Raw genomic sequence first — 22,685 nt, 5'->3', positions numbered from 1 at the left:
TCAGTGCCGGGGTCCCTCGAAGGAGCGGATTATGGAAGGCTTAACAGAGCCTTAAGCGCAGACCCCTCGAAACCGTAAATGATCATGCATAAGCGGGAAGTCATCGCAGGTCACAGCGGATTCGCAGCCACTTAACTGCCACTGGCATATGTCAATCGATCCCCCCGGAATGGTTGGTTCCGGGGGGCTTATTCCGCCGGAACGGCCCCGGAAAGCGTTCTGGGCGGCCATGATGGGGGGCATGGCGGGGCTGGAGGGTGACGAACGGCCGCGGCGGCAGGGCAGTGCGACCGCGGCCCGCTGGTCGCCGGCGGTAGAGGACGAACACGCGCTGAAAGCGCTCGAGTTGTTCGGTAATCCGACGGACGCGGAGGTGCCGCTGCCGTCGCGCCCGGAGTCCGCCGCGATCGCGCGCCGCCTCGCCCAGGTCGTCGTCCTGCGTCACTGGGGGCTCTCCCCGAAGCTCACCGAGGACGTCGTCCTGCTCGTCTCGGAACTCGTCGGGAACGCCGTGCGGCACACCGGCGCCCGCGTCTTCGGCCTCCGCATGCAGCGGCGACGGGGCTGGATCCGCGTCGAGGTCCGCGACCCCTCGCGCGGCCTGCCCTGTCTGCTGCCCGTGCACGAGATGGACCTGAGCGGTCGCGGCCTCTTCCTCGTCGACAAGCTCTCCGACCGGTGGGGCGTGGATCTGCTGCCGCGCGGCAAGACGACATGGTTCGAGATGCGGGCCGCCGACCGCTGACAGCTGATACGCGAAAGCCCCCGGCGGCCGTGGTCGGCGTGATGGGGGCCTTCGTGAAGGGCCGTGGATGTTTGGGGTGTGATCCACGGCCGCTGATGACGACCTGAGCCCGGGTCAATGGGGGTCGTGTCTCCGACTATGGCAGACAGGCGCCGGTGAGCCAAAAGCCCCTACCGCCTCTTAGGCGGGCAAATCGTGACAGTTTAGAGGTGAATCCTTGGTGAGATGGGACACCTGCCTGGTAAACGCTGGTTAAGCGGACGCTGTGACAGGCGATACGCAAGGACTGGGGGAGCGCGGCCGGGCAGTGGAACCCCGACCCGTAACACCCCAAAGCTGCCAATCAGCATCTTTTCCCCGCTTTCCCCATTAAATGGTCGCGTGATCGAGACCGACCGCCGCAGTGTCCTGCGCGCGGGCACCCGCCTTGCCGCCGCGGGCGCGCTCACCGCCGGGGCGCTCGCCGGGTGCGCCGCGCCCGCAGCCGACACCTCCCGCCCGGCCCGCCCCGCCCCGGCCGCCGCCCCCGCACCCCGCCGCTTCCCCGGCCTGCCCGCCCAGCTCACCCACGGCCCCCGCACCCGCCCCGAGGTGGCCCTCACCTTCCACGGTCAGGGCGACCCCGCCACCGCGAAGGCGCTGCTCGGCCAGGCGGAGCAGGCCGGTGCCAAGGTCACCGTGCTCGCCGTCGGCAGCTGGCTCGACGCCCACCCGGGCCTGGCCCGCCGCATCCTCGACGGCGGCCACGACCTGGGCAACCACACCCTCCGCCACCTCGACATCAACGACATGTCCGAGGCCGACGCCTACGCCGAGATCACCGGCTGCGCGGAGCGCCTGCGCCGCCTCACCGGCTCCATCGGCACCTGGTTCCGCCCCTCGCGCGCCCGCACGGCGACCCCCCTCGTCGAACGCCTCGCCCGCCGCGCGGGCTACCCGCACGTCCTCTCGTACGACGTCGACTCCCTCGACTTCACGTCGCCGGGCGCCCCGGCGGTCACCCGTGCGATCGCCGGGGAGGTCCGCGCGGGATCCGTCGTGAGCCTGCACTTCGGGTACGCGGACACGGTCGCCGCGCTGCCCGCCGTCCTGAAAGAACTGGAACGCCGCGGCCTGCGCGCGGTCACGACCACGGAGCTGCTGACCTGATGCCCCACAAGAAACTGAACCTGACCAAGCGCACCGCGGCCGTGCTCGCCGCCGGCGCGGTGTTGGCCGCCCTCGCGGGCTGCGGCAGCGACAAGCGGTCGGACGAAGCCATCGGCACCGACGGCGTCCGCAAGCCCGCGAAGCCCAAGGCCGCCCCCGGGCTGCCCGGCATGCCGCCGGTCCTCGACCCCAAGGACGCCTACGCCGCCGACCGGCCGAACGCCCTCCAGCCCGTCGCCAAGAAGTTCCTGGACCGCGTCTACGTCCCGAACACCGAGTCCAATACGGTGTCGGTCATCGACCCCAAGAAGTACGAGGTCATCGAGACCATCGAGGTCGGCAACCAGCCGCAGCACGTCGTCCCCTCCTGGGACATGAAGACGCTGTGGGTCAACAACGACCTCGGCGACACCCTCACCGCCATCGACCCGGTGACGGGCAAGACGGGCCGCACGGTCGAGGTCTCGGACCCCTACAACCTCTATTTCACGCCGAACGGCAAGCACGCCGTCGTCATGGCCTCCATGGACCGCGAACTCGTCTTCCGCGACCCCGAGACCATGAAGCGCGTCAAGACCGTCCCCGTCACCTGCGCCGGCGTCAACCACGCCGACTTCTCCATGGACGGCCGCTACTTCATCGTGTCCTGCGAGTTCTCCGGCGAACTCCTCAAGGTCGACACGGAGAAGATGAAGATCGTCGGCCAGCAGAAGATCCCCTTCAAGGGCGCCATGCCGCAGGACGTGAAGATGTCCCCCGACGGCAAGACCTTCTACATCGCCGACATGATGGCGCACGGCATGTGGGTCCTCGACGGCAAGAAGTTCACGACACCGAAGCTGCTGCGCACCGGCAAGGGCTGCCACGGTCTGTACGTCAGCCGCGACTCCAAGGAGATGTACATCTCCAACCGGGGCGAGGGCACGGTCTCCGTCTTCGACTTCCCGAAGAACAGGCTCACCAAGAAGTGGAAGCTCCCGGACGGCGGCAGCCCCGACATGGGCGGCGTCTCCGCGGACGGCAACACCCTCTGGCTGTCCGGGCGTTACGACTCCGAGGTGTACGCCATCGACACCCGCACCGGGGTCCAGGTGGCCCGCATCCCGGTCGGCGACGGCCCGCACGGACTCGCGGTCTACCCGCAGCCCGGCCGCTATTCGCTCGGGCACACCGGCATCTTCCGTTGAACAATTGAAGGTTGACGGTTGGCCGTAGCTGACAACGGGCACCAAACGGGCAGTTCAGAAACCCGCCTTCCCCCCACTTGGAGGCGCCCGTGATCCATGGCATCGATGTCAGCTCGCACCAGACGACCTTCGATACGGACGGCCTCTCCTTCGTCATCATAAAGGCGACAGAGGGCCGTTCGTACGTCAACCCGAGGCTCTCCGCCCAGACGAAGCGCGCCCGCGACGCCGGCTGCGTGGTCGGCTACTACCACTTCCTGTGGCCGGGGAACATCACGGCCCAGGCGGAGCACTTCGTGAGCAAGGCCCCTGAGCAGGCAGGGGAGTTGCTGGCGGCGGACTGGGAGTGGACGAGCGACCGCACACGTGCGACCAACGGGGAGAAGGACCGCTTCATCCGCGAGGTGAAGCGGCTCCGCCCGCACCACCGGGTGCTTCTCTACTGCAACCGCGACTTCTGGCTGAACCACGACTCCACGTCCTACGCGGGCGACGGCCTGTGGATCGCCGACTATGTCAGGGCGGGCAAGCCCCGTATCCAGGCGAAGTGGAAGTTCCACCAGTACACGTCGTCGCCGATAGACAAGAACGTGGCCGCCTTCGACACCGAGGACGAGCTGCGCGAGTGGGCCACGCCCCAGTAGGGGCGGGCCACGACTCCCGAACAGAGGCAGGCCCTAGGCGCGCCAGTCCGCCCCGCGCTCCGGCGACGCCGCGTCCAGGGCCTTGCGGATCTCGTCCACGCCACCCGTGTTGCCGTACACGGGAGTTCCGGGCTGCTGGCGCCACGACTCGTCCTGGCCGCCGTTGTCGACGGTGTCGAAGCCGAGTTCGTCGATGAGGTCGCGTACGACCCTCTTGGCGGCCTCGTCGTCGCCGGACACCGGCAGCGCGACCCGGCCGGGCGCGCCCTTCGGCAGGGGCTTGTCGAGGATGTCCTGGGCGTACGTGCCGTTGAACGCCTTGATGACGGGGTGGCCGATCTGCCGCTCCGTCCAGCGGCTCTCGGTGAGGCCGTCCTCGATCTCGGCGATCTTCCCGTCGCGCTGCTGCGGGTAGTAGTTGCCGGTGTCGATGACGGCCACGTTCTCGGCCGCGCCGTCGAGGAAGCCGGCGGGCAGGCCGGGCACGGCCTTCAGCGGGATCGTCACGACGACGACCTCCGCGCCGAGCGCGGCCTCCTCGACGGCGACGGGCTTCGCCCCGGTCTCGTCGGCGAGGGCGGTCAGGGTGTGCGGGCCGCGGGAGTTCGCGACGGAGACGTCGTGGCCGAGGGCGGTGAGGCGGCGGGTGAGGTTGCCGCCGATGTTGCCCGCGCCGATGATGCCGATCTTCATGATTGCGCCTTCCGGAGATCCACTGTCGTAGCGGAGGTAACCTCCGGATAGGCCGGGGTATTCCGCCCGCGGCCACGACTTCCCGACCGCGCCCCCCGCTGCTACCTGCCGAGCGCCCGGAGCACGTCCTGGGTCTGCTTCTCGACGACGGGGACGAGGCCGGCGACGACGTCGGCCCCGTCGTTGGTCACGTCGCCCACCGGGACGGGGGAGGCCGGGTTGGACTCCTGTGCCTGGGCGGCGCCGGAGAAGGACAGGGCGGCGCCGGTGAGGGCGACCGCGGCGAGTACGCGCTTGGTGTTGGTCATGGCCTGCCAACGATCTCCGTGGTCGCGGGTCACGCAGGCGGATCACTTTCCGTAAGCACGCAGGAAGACGTCCACGGCGGGGTCCGCCACGGTGTCCGGGGCGGCGGCGGGGCGGTACTCCAGGGGGCCGGTGATCAGGGAGAGGAAGTGCTCGGCGGCGAGCTCGGGGTCGCAGCTGCCCAGGCGGCCGTCGAGGACCAGGCGGGCCAGGCGGTCGGCGAGGGCCGAGCGCACCCGCAGGGCCGTGCGCTCGCGGACACCCGCCGCCAGGACGGGGAACTGCGCCGGCTGCGCGCAGGCCAACTGCCGTACGGCGACGGCCTCTTGGGCGCCGAACTCCCGCAGCAGGCCGCGGGCCACGGCCGTGAGTGCGGCACGCGGATCGGCGTCTGCGTCGGTGGCGGGATCGCGCAGTTGCTCGACGACGGCGAGGCCGCGCGCGCCGATCCGGTCGGCGGCGGCCTCGACGGCCTCTCGGTAGAGGCTCTCCTTGTCGTGCAGATGGTTGTAGACGGTCGGCTTGGCCACGCCGGCCTCCTGCGCGATCTCCTTCACGCACGCCTGTGCGTATCCACGCCGCGCGAACACCGTGAACGCGCCGTCCAGGATCGCCTGCCGCCGCTCGGTCGCCCCACGAGCCGTACGCCTGCTCCCAGTTGACACTTCTGAACCCATGGGTTCAGTGTAGCTGTTGAACTAGTCAGGACAGATTCTTGAACCAGTTGGTTCATTTCGTGCGAAGGGATGGGTGCCGGCGTGATCGTTCACATGCTGCGTTTTGCGTTCAAGGAGACCGCGACCGAGGAGGAGCGCGAGCAGGTGCTCGCGGTGATACGGCGGACCGCTTCTGTCGAGTCGGTGTCGTTCTCGACGGTGGGTCAGATACTCAGTGACGCCGACGGCTTCACCCATGCCTGCTGCGTCGGCATCGCCGACCTGCCGGCCCTGCGGCGGTACATGCACGATCCGGTCCACCTGGCAGGCGACCCGCTGATCATGCCCTACCTGGCCAGGATCGCCATCGGTCCGGACCTGTCCGACGACATGACGTCCACGCTGGCCAGGGACATCCTCGCCCTGCACGAGGAGAAGGTCGCGCTCCACCCGGAGTGGGCCGCCGAACTCGGACCCCTGCTCACGTCGGCGTGACGTGATTCGGCGGACGGACTAGTGGGCGTGCAGCAGGTCGAGTGTCGACTGGAGTTCCTGCTGCGTCACCAGGGCCGCCGTGTCCGCGTCCCCCGACTCCACCGCGCGGACGAGCGCCGTGTGCGCGGCCTCTCCGTGGTTCTGCTCCTCGGCTCGTACGTCGGTGAGTTCGAGCAGGTCGATCAGGCCCTGGCGGAGTGCGGGGGTGAACTCCGCGAAGAGGTCGGTCAGGACGGGGTTGTGCGCCGCCGCCACGACCGCCGCGTGCAGGGCGATGTCGGCGTCCACGAACTCCGGGTCGGCCGCGGCGGCCGACGCCCTGCGGGCCGCGAGCGCGGCCTCCATCGCCGCGATGTCCTCGTCGGTGCGGCGCAGCGCCGCGAGCCGGGCCGCCTGCACCTCCACCAGCATCCGCACCTCGTACAGGTCTGTGACCGTCGCCCGCCGCAGCCGGGTGGACCAGTCCGCGGCCGGTTCCGTCGCGATCACGAAGACTCCGGCGCCCTGGCGCGGCTGCACGAGGCCGGCGCCGGCCAGGGCGCGCAGGGCCTCGCGGAGGGTGGAGCGGCCCACGCCGAGCTCCTTCGCGAGGGTCGTCTCGCCGGGGAGCCTGGTGCCGACGGGCCAGGCGCCGCCGGTGATCTGTGCGCGCAGCCGGGCGGCGGCCTGCTCCACGAGGGGGCTGGGGCGTACGGAGTCGAGCGGCATGGGGGTGACGAAGGCCTTTCTGCGGGCCGGGAGGCCGGGACAGGTACTTGTCTACCGAGTACTTGTCTGAGGAGTACTTGTCTGAGGAGCTGAGGTGTGGCTAGTGTAGCGCCGTGATCTTCTGCGGGCTCCTTCTTCTCGGCTGCCGCGGCGGGGCCTGAAGCGACCGGCACCCCGCCGCGGGGTGCCGTGCTGCCGGTCTTCCCACGACCGAGCTCAGGAGCAGACTCCGTGACCACTCCCTCGTACGGCATGCATCCCACGTACGACTGGAATCCGCAGCGGCCCAGTCCCATGCCGCACCACCGCTACCGGCCCCACCAGCGGCGCGTCGACGTCCCCGCCCTGGAGCGGAGCTGGCCGAGTGCCCGGATCGAGCGGGCGCCGCTGTGGGTGCCCGTCGACCTGCGGGACGGGAACCAGGCGCTCGCCGAGCCCATGGACACCGACCGCAAGCGGCGCTTCTTCGATCTGCTGGTGTCGATGGGGTTCAAGGAGATCGAGGTCGGCTATCCGTCGGCCAGCAGAACGGACTTCGAGTTCGTCCGGCACCTCGCGGAGCTGAGCGCGCGCGGCGGTGGCGAGCTGCCCGACGACGTGACCGTCGTCGTCTTCACGCCCGCAAGGCCCGAGCTGATCGACCGCACCTTCGAGTCCATCGAGGGGCTGCCGCGTGCCGTCGTGCATCTGTACATCCCCACCTCGCCCGTCTGGCGCGACGTCGTCCTCGGGCGGTCGCGGGACGAGGTGTACGGCGTCGTGAAGGAGGCCGCCGCGCACATGGCGCGGCTCGCCGACGCGCGGCCGCACGCCGACATCCGCTTCCAGTTCGCGCCGGAGACCTTCAACCTCACCGAGCCCGATTTCGTGCTCGAGGTCTGCGACGGCCTCACCGAGCTGTGGGACGCGAGCCCCGACCGGCCCGTCACGCACAACCTGCCGGCGACCGTGGAGATCGCCACGCCGAACGTGTACGCCGACCAGATCGAGTACATGCACCGGCACCTGGCGCGCCGCGACTCCGTCATCCTCTCCGTCCACCCGCACAACGACCGCGGCACCGGCGTCGCCTGCGCCGAGCTCGCCGTCCTCGCCGGGGCCCAGCGCGTCGAGGGCTGCCTCTTCGGCAACGGGGAGCGGACCGGCAACGTCGACCTGGTCACCCTCGCCCTGAACCTCTACGCCCAGGGCGTCGACCCCATGGTCGACTTCTCCGACATCGACGCCGTCCGCGAGGTCGTCGAGCACTGCAACCGGCTGCCCGTGCACCCCCGCCATCCCTACGCGGGCGACCTCGTGCACACCGCGTTCTCCGGCACCCACCAGGACGCCATCAGCAAGGGGTTCGCCGAACACGCCCGGCGGGCGGCCGAGTTGGGCGTCCCGGAGAGCGAGGCGCCGTGGGACGTCCCGTATCTGCCCATCGATCCCGCCGACATCGGCCGCACCTACGAGGCCGTCATCCGCGTCAACTCCCAGTCGGGGAAGGGCGGCATGGCGTACCTGCTGCAGACCCGGCACGGCCTCGACCTGCCGCAGGCCATGCGGCCCGACTTCTCGCGCGTCGTGCAGGAGGCCACCGACGACAGCGGGCAGGAGGCGACGGCGAAGGAGCTGTACGAGCTGTTCCGCGCGACCTATGTCGCGCCGGGGCTCGACGGCGATGTGGTGCTGAGCTCGTGGACCACCGACCGGGCGCCGGACGGCGCGCACCGGTTCGTCTGCACGCTCCAGGTGGGGGAGCGGGCCGGTGACTTCGAGGGCGCGGGCAACGGACCGCTGTCCGCCTTCGTCGACGCGCTGGCCGCCGCCGGGATCACCGTCGGCATCCTCGACTACGCCGAGCACGCCGTCACGGAGGGCGGGGGCAGCGAGGCCGTCGCGTATGTGCGGTGCCGGGTCGGGGGCGTCGAGTGCTGGGGCGCGGGCCTGGACACGTCGGTCCTGACCGCTTCCGTGCAGGCCGTGCTCGCGGCCGTGAACCGGGCGGGGGCGGCGGGGTGACCGCACCGGTTCCTGTCCTGTGCGCGGACCACGTCACCGTGGTCCGCGACGGGCGGCCCATCCTCGACGAGGTCGGCCTGACCGTCCGTCCCGGGGAGCACTGGGCGCTGCTCGGTCCGAACGGAGCGGGCAAGTCGACCCTGCTCGGCCTCTGCGGCGCAGTCACCCACCCCACGCACGGCACGGTCGAGGTGCTCGGCCGCCGCCTCGGCAGCGTCGACCTGCGCGAGCTGCGGGCGTACGTCGGGCATGTGAACCCGCGCCATCCGCTGCGCTCGCCGCTGCCGGTGCGCGACGTCGTCCTGACCGGGCTCACCAACAGCGTCGAGCCCGTGCCCCGCCGGCACCCCACACCGGAGCAGGAGGAACGGGCCGACCACCTGATCGAGCTGCTGGGTCTCGCCCACCGTGCGGACGCGCGCTGGCCCACGCTGTCCCAGGGGGAGCGCGGTCGCACGCTGATCGCGCGCTCCATGATGCCGAGGCCCCGCCTCGTCCTGCTCGACGAGCCGGCCACGGGCCTCGACCTCGCCGGGCGCGAGCGCCTCCTCGACAGCCTGGACACGCTGCGGGAGGCTCACCCGGAACTCGCCACCGTGCTGGTCACGCACCACCTGGAGGAGCTGCCCGCCGGGACGACGCACGCGCTGCTCCTCCGCGACGGACGCGTGCTCGCCTCCGGCGCCGTCGACGACGTCCTCACGAGCGACCAGGTCGGCAAGTGCTTCGACCATCCGGTGCGGCTGGAGCGCACGGACGGGCGGTGGAGCGTGCGCACGCGCCGCTGAGGACGCGAGGCGCGAGGACGCGAGGACGTGGGAGGGGCCCGGCGCACTGGTGTGCCGCCGGGCCCCTCTCCTGCCTGCTTCTTCCGGCTCGACTACTTGTTCAGGCTCGCCCAGAACTCGTCGAACGAGAGACGCTTGTCCGCGTTGGTGTCCTTCGTGCCGATCACGGCCTCGGCCACCGTCTCGGTCACGTAGAAGTCGCCCATCTTGGCCATGGCGCTCTTCCACTCGGCCGCCGTTATGAAGCCGTCGCCGTCCGCGTCGAACTGCTCGAACGTCTTGCGCGCTTCCTCGATGTCCGCCACCGGATCCACCCCTTCTTGGTGCACTACTGACGGGGGTCAGGGTAACGGCCGCCCCGGGACCGGATGACGCCACCGGGGGCTCGGCCGTGCCCTCGCGGGAGCGGAGGCGCTGTTCTTCGCGGGGTGAGGTGCCGTCGTTCTCGAAATGAGACCTTTGATCGTTTCTTGTTCACGAACTGAGATCCGGGTCCGCGTCCTGCGCGGGACGGGTGAGGTAGAACGTCACCGAGGGGGCCGTGTGTCCCCGTGAGGGGGACGTGGTGGAGAAGTTCGTGGGCAGGGCCCCTGACCTGGGCCGCCTCGAAGCGCTTCTGGAGAGCGAGGGGGCGGTCGTCGATGTCGTGGGGGAGCCGGGGATCGGCAAGAGCAGGCTGCTGATCGAGTTCGCGGCGCGGGCCCGCGCCCGGGGCGTGACCGTGCTGCGCGGGCGGGCGTCGGAGCGGACGCGGACTCGCCCGCTGCGGCCGTTCACCGATGCCTTCGCCGAGCTCGACCCGCGCGCCCGGCGGGCGTTCCCCTCGCTGGCGGCGCTGCCCGCGGCCGTCCGGGGCGACGAGCCCCTCGACGCGGACGGCGGGGACCTCTTCGGCCTGTGCCGGGCCACCGCCGATGCCCTCGGCGCACTGACCGGACCCGGGCTCGTCGTCGTCCTCGACGACATGCACTGGGCGGACGAGGCGTCCATCGAACTCCTCGACCATCTCGTACGCCACCCCGTCCGCGCCCCCTTCCTGCTCGCCGTCGCCCGGCGCGAACGGCAGTCGCCCGCCGCGCTCGGCGCCGCGCTCTCCCATGGGCTCGACACCGGCGCCGTGCTGCGGACCGCCCTCGGCCCGCTCGTCAAGCGCGAGTTGACCGAGGGACTCACCGCCACGTCCGGTCTGCCGCGCGAGCGGGTCCAGGAGATGTACGCGGCGAGCGAAGGCAACCCCCTGTACTTCCTCGCCCTCCTCCAAGGGCGCCCCGCCCCCCTGCCGCTCGACGAACTGGCCGCGCTGACCCCGCTCGAACATGCCGTCGCCGAAGCCGTCGCGGTGCTCGGCGAGCACGCGGCCACGGACCTCATCGGCGCCGTCGCAGGCGTCGACCGGACCGAACTCATAGCGTCTCTCGGTCAGTTGTTACGACGTGACCTGATCAGGCCGCACTCCGACGGATGCCGCCTCGTGTTCCGCCACCCGCTCCTGCGGGACCGGATGCGTGAGGCCGTCGACCCCTGGCGGCGCCACGAGCTGCACCGCGCGGCCGCCGCCGAGCTCACCCGGGTCGGCGCACCCCTCGACGCCCGCGCCCACCACATCGAACAGTCCCTGACCGGCTGGGACCCCGAGGCGGCCGCGGTCCTGACGGAGGCCGCGGGGAAGGTGGCCGCCACCGCCCCCGCCGTCTGCGCACGGCTCCTCGGAGCCGTCCTGCGCGTGCTGCCTGATGACATCGAACACCTCGACATGCGCCGGGAGTTGACGCTCCGGAGCGCGACCGCGCTCGGCATGACCGGCGCGGTGAAGGAGAGCAGGGACCTGCTGCACCGGCTGGTCGGCATGTGCGGCCCGGACCCTTCGGCCGGAGACCCGCTGCGTACGACCGCGACGATTGACACGCGGCGCACGTCCGAGGCCACGGACACGCGGCGCACGTCCGAGGCCACGGACACGCGGCGCGTGTCCGAAGCCACGGACGCGCTGCGCACGGCCGCCGTCGTGCAGTGCGCCTTCATGGAGCGCCACCTGGGGCGGTACGCGGCGGCGGGCGCGCTCCTCCGGCGCGAACTCGACCGGCGCCCCGGACCCCCGCCGGCCCAGCGCACCGGCCTCGTCGTCGAGTGGGGCAACAGCGCCCTGTTCGCCACCCGCTACCCCGAAGTGCGCGACGAGCTCACGAGGACCCTCGCCGACGCCCGGGCCCGCGGCGACGAACTCGGCGCCGCCGAGGCCCTGACGGTCGCCGCGCTCGGGGAGGTGTACGAGGGCGACACCGCGACGGCCCGCCGCCACGCCGCCGAGGCCGCCGCGCTCACCGACGTGACCACCGACGCCGACCTCGCGGGGCGGTGCGAGTCGCTGGTGCGTCTCGCGTGGAGCGAGGTGTTCCTCGACGACTGCGCCGCCGCGCTGCGCCACGCGGAACGCGGCGTCGACATCGCCCGGCGCACCGGGCTCCCCTTCGCGCTGGCGCAGCTGCTGCTCTGCGGCGCGTACGTCCGCTGCACGGCGGGCCGGGTGGCCGAGGCGCTGGAGTGGGCCGACGAGTCCGTGGCGGTCGCACGGGCCCTCGGCGGCGCCGAACTCCTCGGCTTCGGCCGCGCCCTGCGCGCCATGATCCTCATGCAGACGCGCCCGGCGGGCGACCCGGAGGTGCTGGCCGCGGCCGAGGAGGCGGCCGCCACGGCGGGCACGGTGGACGGCTGGTCGTCGACGCTGTCGCGGTGCCTGCTCGCGTACGCCGCACTGGGCGCGGGCGACCCGTACCGCGTACGGGACGTCCTGCTGGACGCGGGCGGCGGCCGTGACCTGCCCCGCGTACAGCCGTCCATCCGCCCCGCCTTCCTCGAACTGCTCGTCACTTCGGCTCTGGACACGGGAGACGTCGCCGACGCGGAGCGCTGGGCGGAACGCGCGCTCCAGGAGGCGGACCGCCTCGACCTGCCCGTCCAGCGGGGCGCCGCGCTGCGGAGCGCGGGCCTTGTCGCGGCCCGGCGCGGCGAACAGGACGCGGCGGCCCGGGCGTTCACCGAGGCGGCGCGGGAGAGCGCGCGGGCCGGGGCGGCGCTGGCCGAGGCGCGGAGCCTGCTACTCGGCGCCCCCTTCGTGGCGGCGGCGGGCGAAGGCGCCCGGGCCGCGGCGATGGCACGTCGCGGGCGGCGCATTGCGGAGGAGGGCGGCGCGCTTCTGCTCCTGGATGCGGAGGGGCCCGCGGGCCGGCGGCCCGTTTGTGTCCGTCCCGCCTGCGCGCGGGTCACCGGCACGTCGGGCGCACCCCAGCCGCCGAAGAACTCACCGTCACCGGAGGCGCCCCAGGCGCTGAAGACGTCACAGTCGCCGAAAACGCCCCAGTCGCCGTCGGCCCGCCCGTCGCACCCCGCACCACACCCCGCGCCGTCCGAGCCGTTCGCGGCCCTGACGCCGCGCGAGCGGGAGATCTCCGCGCTGGTCGCCGAGGGGCTCACCAACCAGGCCGTCGCCGCCAGGCTCTGCCTCAGCACGCGCACCGTCGAGAGCCACGTCGGCCGCATCTACCGCAAGACGGGCGTGGCCTCACGGGCGGCCCTGGCCTCCCTGGTGGCGCGCGGCTCCGGCGGCCGCGCTCAGTTCTCGCGCGGGTAGGGGACCGGGCCGCCGCCCGCACCGGCGAGCAGGTCGCACTCCTCGGCGAGGGACGCCAGCGTGCCGTCGGGGTCGGGGCGTTCGCGTACGGCGGCGCCCACGCGCCCTGCGCGGTCCGCCGCCGCTTCGTGTCTGCCGAGCACGAACTCAAGGCGGGCGGCGAGGAGTTCGGTGAGGTGCAGGTCGGCAAGGCCGGGCCCGCCGCAGGCACGCAGCGCCTCGATCGCCTGTTCCGCGTGGCCGAGGGCCGTTTCGAAGGCGCGTACGTTGGCGGCGTACCGTTCGGGAGTTCCCCGGTCGGCGAGCGGCGGGCCGTCCGCGTGCTCCAGGGCCAGGCGGCCCAACTGGGCGTAGGTGCGCCCGAGTTCGACGAACAGCTCGGTGCGCTCCGGGTCCTGTTCCGCCCGCTCCGCGCAGTGCCGGTTGGTCTCCAGGGCCTCGGTCATGACGGCCTCGGCCGCGGTGGGGCCCTGGGCGGCCAGCGTCTCCCAGGCGCGGGCCCGTATCGCGCGCACCAGGGCGCCGTGCTCACCGAGGGAACGCCACAGCTCCTCGGCGCGCCGGTAGGCCCGCCCGGCCTCCGCGGGCAGACCGGCCCGGCCCAGCGCCTGTGCGGCCTGCTGGGCCAGGGACGCCTCGTGGTATCCGTCGGACCCTTCCCGCGCGGAGTCGGCGGCGAGCGTGAACTGCTCGCCGGCCAGGCGGTGTTCGCCGGTGCCGAGATAGCTGAGGGCGAGCCAGGTGTGGGCCTGTGTACGGTCGTGCGGGGCGTGATCGTCGTGACTGTCGTCGAGGTCGGGCACCACCGCTTCCAGGACGGCCGCCGCCTCCTCGTGGCGGCCCGCCTCGCAGTAGAGCCCGCCGAGCCGCAGCCGGGCCTGGGCGCCGATGCGGGTGCTCTCGCCGGCCAGGTCGGCGAAGTGCGCGGCGTCGATCAGGAGGCGTTCCGCCTGAGCGCCGAGTCCGGCTCCGTCGTCGGGGTGCGGCAGGTTCTGCGCGAGGGTGAGGCAGAGGCGGGCCCGGTCGCGCGGGGCCAGGTGACCGGAGTGCGGAGGCTCGGCAAGAGCGCTCTCAGAACCCGCGAGCGGAAGCCCGCTCGGGGAGTCCTTCGGCCCCAGCGGCAGAGGGGTGTCGAGCAGGGGGCGGGCCGCCATACGCGCCCGGACACGCTCGGAGACCGCTGTGGTGCCGTTGCGCCGGTCGAAGCGGCCCGCGAGGTCCAGGGCCGCGTCCCGGGCGTGGTCGAGGAGGGACGCCGCCGTCCACGCGCCGCCGAGCGGCCCGGGCACGGGCCGGTCGCCCTGGCCGAGCTCCACCAGGCGGCGCAGCAACAGGGCGGCGCCCACCAGCCACTCCACTTGGGCCGCGGGGTTGTCCGTCTCCGCCCAGCGCCGGCTCTGCTCGGTGAGGATGCGCAGGCCGTGCGGTTCGTTGCCGGTGAGAGCGCAGAACTCCACGTGCAGGGCGACGACGGGGCCGGACGTCTCGTCGGAGCGCACCATCCGGTAGCCGCGCAGATGGTGGGCGCGTGCCTGGTCCGTGCGGCCGACGCGCACCAGGGGGAGCAGCGACCTGGCGAGGGTCTCGTGCGGCTCGCGGTGGCAGCTGTGTGTGCCGCGCAGGACGGGCTCCCAGCACTCCAGAGCCGCACGGTCGTCGCCGCGGTCCAGCTGCCGGAGGCCCTCAGTGGCGTACTCGCAGGCGAGGCAGTCGGCCATGGCGTCGCGTGCGGCCGCGGTCCATGCCGCGTACGCGCGGCTGGCACGCGCCGTGTCGCCCAAGTCCCGGGCGAGCCTGAACTCGGCGCCATGCACGGGCCTTTCGGAGTAGCCGGCGGCGCGGTAGCGGTGCCGCATCCGGTCCAGCCACTCCTCGACCTCGGCGAGCGGCACGTCGGGCCGCTGCCGTGCGTCGGTCACCACCCACTTGAACATCCAATGCAGCCGGCGGACGTCGTCGTCGCCGAAGTCCGCCGGGTCCTCGTCGTACATGCGCAGCAGCCGCGTGAACGGCGCGGCCGTCCTGGCACACGCGCCGCCGAAGCTGTACGAGTGGACGAGCAGCGACAGCGCCGCCACGAGCAGCGGCCGGTCGCCGGTGGCTTCCGCTTCCTCGACGAGCGCCTCGGCGCGGGCGTCGCGCGCCCTGCCGTACGGCTCGGTGTCGAGCCGGCGGATGTCGGCCAGGATCTCGCGGCGGGGGCGGGCGGGTGCCGGGCCTCCCCGAGAGACGGAGCGGTTCCTGGTCGCGTCCAGCGGGCCCATGTGTGTTCCTAGGTCGGGGTGCGGTTCGGCGGAAGGGCGAAAGCGGCGTGGCGGCCCGGGGCCGGTGCCGACGCCGGTGCTTCATGGATACGCGTACATCGTGACCGAGCCTGCCAAAACACCCCGGCCCCCGGCATCCGTAGAACTACGCAATCCGCTACGCAAACCACCGCACGAGCCCCGCTCGACCCGCCACCCACACCCCCCGCCACCCGCCGCCCGAACCCCGCGCGTGAGTCGCCGTACCGACCGGGCAAGCTGGTGGGAGCCGATTTGGGGAGTATCCCGTTGCACCGCGCCGACCTGCACCGACGCCAGTCCGTCCGCCTCGCCCTCGCGGTTCTTGCTGCGGTCTCGCTCGCCGGGTGTACGGCGGCGGGCGGGGCGAGTGGTGACAAGCCCGGCGGCGACGAGCCTGGCGGCCGGGCCGGGCTTGAGCGGTTCTATGCGCAGGAGCTGAAGTGGAAGGCGTGCGGTGAGCTTCGCTGTGCGCGGCTCACCGTTCCCATGGACTACGCGCGGCCGGGGAACGGCAAGACGTTCGTCCTGCCGGTGGCCAAGGCGGCGACCGCCGAGCCGGACCGGCGCGTCGGCTCGCTCGTCTACAACCCCGGCGGTCCTGGCGCCTCCGGCGTGAGCGACATGAAGGCGGACGGCAGCGACTCCTTCAGCACCGGGGTGCGGGCCCGCTTCGACATCGTCTCCTTCGACCCGAGGGGCGTCGGGGGCAGCGATCCCGCGGTGAAGTGCGCGGCCACGGACGAAATGGATGACGAAGCCGAGGAGGACCACCCTGAGCCGGTTGCCCCGCGCAGCGGCTCCGAACGGGCCCGGGTCCTCGCGGGCGCCGACGAGCAGGCCGCCGCGTGCGCGAAGGGCAGCCGCGGCATCCTGCCCCGCGTCGGCACCGCGGACGCGGCCCGCGACCTCGACGTCCTGCGGGCCGCCCTGGGCGACCGGAAACTGACCTACCTCGGCTGGTCGTACGGCACGAGCCTCGGCACGTCGTACGCCGAACAGTTCCCGGACCGCGTGCGCGCCCTCGCGCTCGACGGCGCCGTGGACCCGGCGCTGGACTGGCGGCAGCGCGCGCTCAGCCAGGGGAAGGGGTTCCGCAGGGCCGTCGACGACTACGCCGAGTACTGCGCCGACATCGTGGGCGACAGCTGCCCCGGCTCGACACCGGAGGAGATAAGGGAGCTGATCGACGGGCTGTACGAGCGGGCGGCACGCGAGCCGTTGCCGGTCACCGACGAGGACGCGTACGAAGTGGACGCCAGGACGCTGCTCGATGTCGTCACGGCCGCGATGTACAGCCCGGAGGACGACTGGGAGGGCCTGTCGGACGCACTGAGCGCGGCAGGGGAAGGGGACGCGACCGCGCTCGCCGAGCTGGCCGAGGCCGAGGAGCCGGCCACCGGGAGCCACCGTGCGCGGGGCCCGGAGAACGACGACGAGGCCATCGTCGCCGTCAGCTGCCTCGACGTGCCGCACCCGCACACCCCCGGCCCCTACTGGAGCGCCCTCGACGCCGCCGAGAAGGCCGCGGGCATCTACGGCACGTCCAGCGTCGTCGACGAACTCACCTGCAAGGACTGGCCCGCGGGCACCCAGCGCCCCCACCGCGTCGACGCCGACGGCGTCCCCCCGGTCCTGGTGGTCGGCACGACGGGCGACCCCGCCACGCCGTACGAGGAGGCCGAGAGCCTCGCCGGACAGTTCCCCGGCGGCATGCTCCTGACGTACGAGGGCGTGGGCCACACCGCGTACGGCCGCAGCAACTCCTGCGTCACGGACGCCGTCGACGCCTACCTCATCGACCTCGAACCGGTCCGCCCGGGCACCACCTGCTGACCGCCGCCGACCCGCGTACGCAGTCCACCGTGCGCCGGCCCATCGAGGCGATGGGCCGCGCGGCACCGCGTCAGCACTCGATGATGTTGACCGCCAGACCGCCCCGCGCCGTCTCCTTGTACTTGACGCTCATGTCGGCGCCCGTCTCCTTCATGGTCTTGATGACCTTGTCGAGGGAGACCTTGTGGGAGCCGTCTCCGCGCATCGCCATCTTCGCGGCGGTGACGGCCTTGACCGCCGCCATGCCGTTGCGCTCGATGCACGGGATCTGGACGAGGCCGCCGACCGGGTCGCAGGTCAGGCCGAGGTTGTGCTCCATGCCGATCTCGGCCGCGTTCTCGACCTTCTCCGGGGAGCCGCCGAGGACCTCGGCGAGCGCGCCCGCCGCCATCGAGCAGGCGGAGCCGACCTCGCCCTGGCAGCCGACCTCGGCGCCGGAGATCGAGGCGTTCTCCTTGAAGAGCATGCCGATCGCGCCCGCGGCGAGCAGGAAGCGGACCACGCCGTCCTCGTCCGCCCCCGGGATGAAGTTCATGTAGTAGTGCAGGACGGCAGGGATGATGCCCGCGGCGCCGTTGGTGGGGGCGGTGACCACGCGGCCGCCCGCGGCGTTCTCCTCGTTCACCGCCATCGCGTAGAGCGTGATCCACTCCATGGCGCGGGCCTGCGGGTCGCCCTCGGCACGCAGCTGACGGGCGGAGTTCGCGGCCCGGCGGCGGACCTTGAGGCCGCCCGGCAGGATGCCCTCGCGGGACATGCCGCGGGAGACGCAGGCCTGCATGACGCGCCAGATGTCGAGGAGCCCCTCGCGGATCTCCTCCTCCGTGCGCCAGGCCTTCTCGTTCTCCAGCATCATCGCGGAGATGGACAGGCCGGTCTCCTCGGCGAGCCGGAGCAGCTCGTCACCGGTGCGGAAGGGGTACTTCAGGACGGTGTCGTCCGGCACGATCGGGTTCTCGCCCTCGGCGCCCTCTTGATTGAGCACGGTCTCGTCGACGACGAAGCCGCCGCCCACCGAGTAGTACGTCTTCTCCAGGACGAGGGCGCCCTCACGGTCGTACGCGAAGATCGTCATGCCGTTGGCGTGGTACGGCAGCGCCTTGCGGCGGTGCAGGATCAGGTCGTCGTCGAAGGCGAAGTCGATCTCGTGCATGCCGAGCAGGTTGAGGCGGCCGCTGCTCTTGATCTTCTCCACGCGGTCGTCGGCCGTCTCCACGTCCACCGTGCGGGGCGACTCGCCCTCCAGGCCGAGCAGGACGGCCTTGGGCGTGCCGTGCCCGTGGCCGGTGGCGCCGAGCGAGCCGTACAGCTCCGCCCGTATCGCGGTGGTGTGGGCCATCAGGCCCTCGTTCTTGAGGCGGCTCGCGAACATGCGGGCGGCGCGCATCGGACCGACCGTGTGGGAGCTGGACGGGCCGATGCCGATCGAGAACAGGTCGAAGACCGAGATGGCCACGAGAACTCCAAAGGGTGGTTGGTAGACGCCGTTGTCTGCCGGGGTGGTGCAGAGAGCGGGGCGTGCGCCGGGCATGAGCCGGGGCACCGCACTCACTGTGTTCACTTCCAGTGTGCGCGGTGCCCCGTCGTTTCGTACGAAGGAAAGCGTACGAAAATGCTACAGGTTGGGGTACAGCGGGTGCTTGTCGGCCAGAGCGGTCACCCGGGCCTTGAGGGCCTCCGCGTCGAAGCCCGGCTTGAGGGCCTCGGCGATGATGTCGGCGACCTCGCGGAAGTCGTCCTCCTGGAAGCCGCGCGTGGCGAGCGCCGGGGTGCCGATCCGCAGGCCCGAGGTGACCATCGGGGGCCGCGGGTCGTTCGGGATCGCGTTGCGGTTGACCGTGATGCCGACCGCGTGGAGGCGGTCCTCGGCCTGCTGGCCATCCAGCTCGCTGTTGCGCAGGTCGACGAGGACCAGGTGCACGTCAGTGCCGCCGGACAGGACGGAGACGCCGTACTCGGTGACGTCGTCCTGGACCAGGCGCTCGGCCAGGATGCGGGCGCCGTCCAGGGTGCGCTGCTGGCGCTCCTTGAACTCCTCCGAGGCGGCGACCTTGAAGGAGACCGCCTTGGCGGCGATCACGTGCTCAAGGGGGCCGCCCTGGAAGCCGGGGAAGACCGCGGAGTTCAGCTTCTTCGCGAAGTCCTTGCTGCGGGCCAGGATGATGCCGCCGCGCGGGCCGCCGAGCGTCTTGTGCGTGGTGGAGGTCACCACGTCCGCGTACGGCACCGGGTTCGGGTGCAGACCGGCGGCGACGAGCCCGGCGAAGTGCGCCATGTCGACCCACAGCTTCGCGCCGACCTCGTCGGCGATCCGGCGGAACTCGGCGAAGTCCAGGTGGCGCGGGTAGGCCGACCAGCCCGCGATGATCACCTTCGGGTTGTTCTCCTTGGCCAGCCGCTCGACCTCGGCCATGTCGACCAGACCGGCCTCGTCGACGTGGTAGGGGACCACGTTGAATTGCTTGCCGGAGAAGTTCAGGCGCATGCCGTGGGTGAGGTGGCCGCCGTGCGCCAGGTCGAGGCCGAGGATCGTGTCGCCGGGCTGGGCGATCGCGAAGAGGGCTGCCTGGTTCGCGGAGGCGCCGGAGTGCGGCTGGACGTTGGCGTACTCGGCGCCGAACAGCTCCTTGAGCCGGTCGATCGCGATCTGCTCGGTCACGTCCACGTGCTCACAGCCGCCGTAGTAGCGGCGGCCGGGGTAGCCCTCGGCGTACTTGTTGGTGAGGACGGTGCCCTGGGCCTCCATGACGGCGACCGGAGCGAAGTTCTCCGAGGCGATCATTTCCAGGGTGGACTGCTGGCGGTGGAGCTCGGCGTCGACGGCGGCGGCGACGTCCGGGTCCAGCTCGTGGAGAGGGGTGTTCAGAAGCGACATCACACGATCCCTATCGGTATGGGTCAGCCGGCGGTGAAGGCGGTGTACTCATCGGCGGAGAGCAGGTCGTCCGGCTCGTCCGTGATGCGCACCTTGAACAGCCAACCGCCCTCGAAGGGGGCGGAGTTGACCAGCGAGGGGTCGTCGACGACGTCCTGGTTGGCGGCGACGACCTCGCCGTTGACCGGGGAGTAGAGGTCGCTGACCGACTTGGTCGACTCCAGCTCGCCGCAGGACTCGCCCGCGATCAGTGTGTCGCCGACCGCGGGGAGCTGGGCGAAGACGACGTCACCGAGCGCGTTGGCCGCGTGCTCCGTGATGCCGACCGTCGCCACGCCGTCCTCGGTGGCCGACAGCCACTCGTGCTCCTTGCTGTAACGCAGCTGCTGGGGGTTGCTCATGAGTCGAATTCTCCTGTACGCGGGTGGGTGCTGCGGAACGGGGACGATGTGCGGGGGGTCACTTCTGGCGCTTGTAGAACGGCAGGGCGACGACCTCGTAGGGCTCATGCGTACCGCGGATGTCGACGCCGACACCCTGCGTGCCCGGGGCCGCGTGCTCGGCGTCGACGTACGCCATCGCGATCGGCTTGCCCAGCGTCGGGGACGGGGCGCCGGAGGTGACCTCGCCGATGACCTTGCTGTCGGCGACCACGGAGAAGCCCGCGCGCGGGACCCGGCGGCCCTCGGCGACCAGACCGACCAGCTTGCGCGGCGGGGCGGTCTCGGCGCGCTCGGCGGCCGCGGTCAGGGCCGCGCGGCCCACGAAGGAGTCCGACTGCGACGTCTTCTCGAACTTGACCACCCGGCCGAGCCCGGCGTCGAACGGCGTCAGCCCGGCGGTCAGCTCGTGCCCGTACAGCGGCATGCCCGCCTCCAGGCGCAGCGTGTCGCGGCAGGAGAGACCGGCAGGGACCATGCCGACGGGCGTGCCCGCCTCCATGAGCGCGTTCCACAGCTGCTCGGCGTCAGCGGGGGAGACGAAGAGCTCGAAGCCGTCCTCGCCGGTGTAGCCCGTGCGGGCGATCAGCGCGGAGACGCCCGCGACGGTGCCGGGCAGGCCCGCGTAGTACTTCAGGTTGTCCAGGTCCGCATCCGTGACTGACTTCAGGATGCCGGGGGACTCGGGACCCTGGACGGCGAGGAGGGCGTACGCCTCGCGGTCGTCGCGGACCTCGGCGTCGAAGCCGTCGGCGCGGGCGGTCAGCGCGTCGAGCACGGTCTGCGCGTTCGAGGCGTTGGCGACGACCATGTACTCGGGGGCCTCGGCCTCGCCGAGGCGGTAGACGATCAGGTCGTCCAGGATGCCGCCGTCCTCGGCGACGATCATCGTGTAGCGGGCGCGGCCGACACCGATGGAGCCGATGTTGCCGACCAGCGCGAAGTTCAGGAAGTCCACGGCCTCGGGGCCGGTGACGGTGATCTCGCCCATGTGGGAGAGGTCGAAGAGACCGGCCTTGGTGCGCACGGCGTTGTGCTCGTCGCGCTCGCTGGCGTACCGCAGCGGCATGTCCCAGCCTGCGAAATCGGTCATGGTCGCGCCGAGCGACCGATGGACGGCATCGAGGGCGGTCAGACGGGGGGCAGTGCTCATGAAGGGAACTCCCAGGGCATGACGGGCGAGGTCGATCCTCCCCATCTGTCATCGGAACCTGAGAGGTTCGCCGAGCGTGTCCCGATATGTGAGACGCCCGGCTTGCACCTTGGGTGGGGCCACCGGGGCGGCCCGCTTTTCAGATGTGCCTCGCCCGCGCGGTACGGGGCCTGAGAGATTCAAGGGAGGGACTTGCTCCTTCGGCGCCCCGGGCACGCGTGCGTGCTGGCTCCGGGAACTCTCCCGCGCGGATTCAAACGGCCGGTATGGAGTTGGCGGGCACATCATTGCACGCGACCCTGTCCACGGGGAGCCGTGACCGGACACGGATCGTGTCACCCCGGAATGCTCTTGTGCCGCATTACCTTCTCTTTACACTTGCTGGGGAAAGCAGTACGTGACCGCTACGGGGAGGCCGATCACGGTGCGCAGCAGGACCAGTGTCTTTGCCACTACCACGGGAGTGGCGCTGCCCAAGCAGGCCGCCACCCCTGCCGCGGAGAGCTGCGGCCCGCTCCCCGTGGCCGTCGTCCGGGACCTGCGGCAGCGGGCCGGCCACAGCCCCCGCCGCCTCACCTTCGGCGCGGGCGACCTCGTCGTCGTCTCCGGCCTGCCCGGTGGCGGAAAGTCGACGCTGATGCGGCAGGCCGCCACGGGCCCGCGCATCGACTCCCAGGACACCCGCGACCGCTGGGCCCGCCGCATGCCCCGCCTGCTGCCGTACGCGGTCTACCGCCCCCTGGTCCGCCTCGCGCACTACGCCGGACTGCGCCGCACCCTGCGTACCGGCGTCGGCGTCGTCGTGCACGACTGCGGGACCCAGGCCTGGGTGCGCCGCTGGCTCGCCCGCGAGGCCGCCCGCCGCGGCTCCGCCCTGCACCTGCTGCTGCTCGACGTCCCGGTGGACACGGCGCTCCAGGGCCAGCGCGAGCGCGGCAGAGGCGTCTCGAGGTACGCGTTCACGCGGCACCGCAGGACGGTCGGCCGCCTCGTCGGCGCCACCGAGCGCGGCGACCTGCCGCGCGGCTGCCACTCCGCGGTGCTGCTCGACCGGGCGGCGGCGCAGGCGCTGCGGACGATCGCCTTCGACCGGTGA

At 72.0% G+C, this 22,685-nt stretch carries 20 protein-coding genes and 2 riboswitches; of the genes, 10 read left to right on the top strand and 10 right to left on the bottom strand.

Going from position 1 to position 22,685, the window contains the following annotated elements; genetic code table 11:
• Positions 1-241 precede the first annotated feature (241 nt).
• The 4 genes from ACZ56E_RS29735 to ACZ56E_RS29720 all read left to right on the top strand — a co-directional run bounded on the left by ACZ56E_RS29735 (position 242) and on the right by ACZ56E_RS29720 (position 3,725).
• On the top strand, positions 242-745 hold the full coding sequence (locus tag ACZ56E_RS29735) for an ATP-binding protein (RefSeq protein WP_398308964.1): 504 nt from the start codon (positions 242-244) through the stop codon (positions 743-745).
• Between the two features lie 381 nt (positions 746-1,126).
• The gene (locus ACZ56E_RS29730; protein WP_471218807.1) at positions 1,127-1,894 is read left to right on the top strand and encodes a polysaccharide deacetylase family protein; all 768 of its coding nucleotides are present in this window, start codon (positions 1,127-1,129) and stop codon (positions 1,892-1,894) included.
• Entirely contained in the window at positions 1,894-3,081 is a 1,188-nt protein-coding gene (locus ACZ56E_RS29725) for a YVTN family beta-propeller repeat protein (RefSeq protein WP_471218806.1), read from the top strand. The genes ACZ56E_RS29730 and ACZ56E_RS29725 overlap by 1 nt, the downstream gene beginning before the upstream one ends.
• 89 nt (positions 3,082-3,170) lie before the next feature.
• Entirely contained in the window at positions 3,171-3,725 is a 555-nt protein-coding gene (locus ACZ56E_RS29720; RefSeq protein WP_471218804.1) for a glycoside hydrolase family 25 protein, read from the top strand.
• 33 nt (positions 3,726-3,758) lie between these two features.
• Here ACZ56E_RS29720 and ACZ56E_RS29715 read toward each other — a convergent pair whose 3' ends face one another.
• From ACZ56E_RS29715 to ACZ56E_RS29705, 3 genes are all read right to left on the bottom strand, one after another.
• The gene (locus ACZ56E_RS29715; RefSeq protein WP_471218803.1) at positions 3,759-4,418 is read right to left on the bottom strand and encodes an NADPH-dependent F420 reductase; all 660 of its coding nucleotides are present in this window, start codon (positions 4,416-4,418) and stop codon (positions 3,759-3,761) included.
• A gap of 101 nt (positions 4,419-4,519) precedes the next feature.
• On the bottom strand, positions 4,520-4,726 hold the full coding sequence (locus ACZ56E_RS29710; protein ID WP_468608667.1) for a hypothetical protein: 207 nt from the start codon (positions 4,724-4,726) through the stop codon (positions 4,520-4,522).
• Between the two features lie 42 nt (positions 4,727-4,768).
• Complete coding sequence (locus tag ACZ56E_RS29705) at positions 4,769-5,401, bottom strand: TetR/AcrR family transcriptional regulator (protein WP_471218801.1); 633 nt, start codon at positions 5,399-5,401, stop codon at positions 4,769-4,771.
• A gap of 81 nt (positions 5,402-5,482) precedes the next feature.
• On the opposite strand from ACZ56E_RS29705, the gene ACZ56E_RS29700 reads away from it, so the two are divergent.
• The gene (locus ACZ56E_RS29700) at positions 5,483-5,875 is read left to right on the top strand and encodes a Dabb family protein (RefSeq protein ID WP_471218799.1); all 393 of its coding nucleotides are present in this window, start codon (positions 5,483-5,485) and stop codon (positions 5,873-5,875) included.
• 18 nt (positions 5,876-5,893) lie between these two features.
• On the opposite strand, the gene ACZ56E_RS29695 is transcribed toward ACZ56E_RS29700, so the two are convergent.
• A complete protein-coding gene (locus ACZ56E_RS29695) occupies positions 5,894-6,583 on the bottom strand; it encodes a FadR/GntR family transcriptional regulator (RefSeq protein ID WP_471218798.1) in 690 nt (229 codons plus the stop codon).
• Positions 6,584-6,835: 252 nt separating this feature from the next.
• Between ACZ56E_RS29695 and leuA the strand changes: the two genes are divergently transcribed.
• Positions 6,836-8,587, top strand: a complete 1,752-nt coding sequence (leuA, locus tag ACZ56E_RS29690) for a 2-isopropylmalate synthase (RefSeq protein ID WP_471218849.1) — start codon at positions 6,836-6,838, stop codon at positions 8,585-8,587.
• Entirely contained in the window at positions 8,584-9,375 is a 792-nt protein-coding gene (locus ACZ56E_RS29685) for an ABC transporter ATP-binding protein (protein WP_471218796.1), read from the top strand. The genes leuA and ACZ56E_RS29685 overlap by 4 nt, the downstream gene beginning before the upstream one ends.
• A gap of 92 nt (positions 9,376-9,467) precedes the next feature.
• Here the strand turns inward: ACZ56E_RS29685 and ACZ56E_RS29680 are convergent, their stop codons facing one another.
• Positions 9,468-9,680, bottom strand: coding sequence for an EF-hand domain-containing protein (locus ACZ56E_RS29680; protein ID WP_398308940.1), 213 nt, complete (start codon positions 9,678-9,680; stop codon positions 9,468-9,470).
• Positions 9,681-9,952: 272 nt separating this feature from the next.
• Here ACZ56E_RS29680 and ACZ56E_RS29675 point away from each other — a divergent pair, with 272 nt between their 5' ends.
• Positions 9,953-13,003, top strand: a complete 3,051-nt coding sequence (locus ACZ56E_RS29675; RefSeq protein ID WP_471218795.1) for a helix-turn-helix transcriptional regulator — start codon at positions 9,953-9,955, stop codon at positions 13,001-13,003.
• On the opposite strand, the gene ACZ56E_RS29670 is transcribed toward ACZ56E_RS29675, so the two are convergent.
• Entirely contained in the window at positions 12,985-15,267 is a 2,283-nt protein-coding gene (locus ACZ56E_RS29670) for a tetratricopeptide repeat protein (protein WP_471218793.1), read from the bottom strand. The genes ACZ56E_RS29675 and ACZ56E_RS29670 overlap by 19 nt on opposite strands.
• 288 nt (positions 15,268-15,555) lie before the next feature.
• Between ACZ56E_RS29670 and ACZ56E_RS29665 the strand changes: the two genes are divergently transcribed.
• Entirely contained in the window at positions 15,556-17,121 is a 1,566-nt protein-coding gene (locus ACZ56E_RS29665) for an alpha/beta hydrolase (protein ID WP_471218792.1), read from the top strand.
• 70 nt (positions 17,122-17,191) lie between these two features.
• On the opposite strand, the gene ACZ56E_RS29660 is transcribed toward ACZ56E_RS29665, so the two are convergent.
• From ACZ56E_RS29660 to gcvT, 4 genes are all read right to left on the bottom strand, one after another.
• A complete protein-coding gene (locus ACZ56E_RS29660; RefSeq protein ID WP_471218790.1) occupies positions 17,192-18,577 on the bottom strand; it encodes an L-serine ammonia-lyase in 1,386 nt (461 codons plus the stop codon).
• 159 nt (positions 18,578-18,736) lie between these two features.
• Complete coding sequence (glyA, locus tag ACZ56E_RS29655; RefSeq protein ID WP_471218789.1) at positions 18,737-19,996, bottom strand: serine hydroxymethyltransferase; 1,260 nt, start codon at positions 19,994-19,996, stop codon at positions 18,737-18,739.
• A gap of 23 nt (positions 19,997-20,019) precedes the next feature.
• Positions 20,020-20,397, bottom strand: coding sequence for a glycine cleavage system protein GcvH (gcvH, locus tag ACZ56E_RS29650; protein WP_468608647.1), 378 nt, complete (start codon positions 20,395-20,397; stop codon positions 20,020-20,022).
• A 58-nt stretch (positions 20,398-20,455) separates the two neighbouring features.
• On the bottom strand, positions 20,456-21,589 hold the full coding sequence (gcvT, locus tag ACZ56E_RS29645) for a glycine cleavage system aminomethyltransferase GcvT (RefSeq protein WP_471218787.1): 1,134 nt from the start codon (positions 21,587-21,589) through the stop codon (positions 20,456-20,458).
• Between the two features lie 35 nt (positions 21,590-21,624).
• Positions 21,625-21,738: riboswitch (glycine riboswitch) on the bottom strand.
• A riboswitch (glycine riboswitch) is annotated at positions 21,739-21,845 on the bottom strand. It lies immediately after the preceding riboswitch.
• A gap of 162 nt (positions 21,846-22,007) precedes the next feature.
• Between gcvT and ACZ56E_RS29640 the strand changes: the two genes are divergently transcribed.
• Entirely contained in the window at positions 22,008-22,685 is a 678-nt protein-coding gene (locus tag ACZ56E_RS29640; RefSeq protein WP_468609285.1) for an AAA family ATPase, read from the top strand.

The sequence above is a fragment of the Streptomyces sp. NPDC039480 genome (assembly GCF_055597165.1).
Note: the sequence above shows the minus strand (reverse complement) of the source record. Positions and strands in the feature narration are given on the sequence as shown.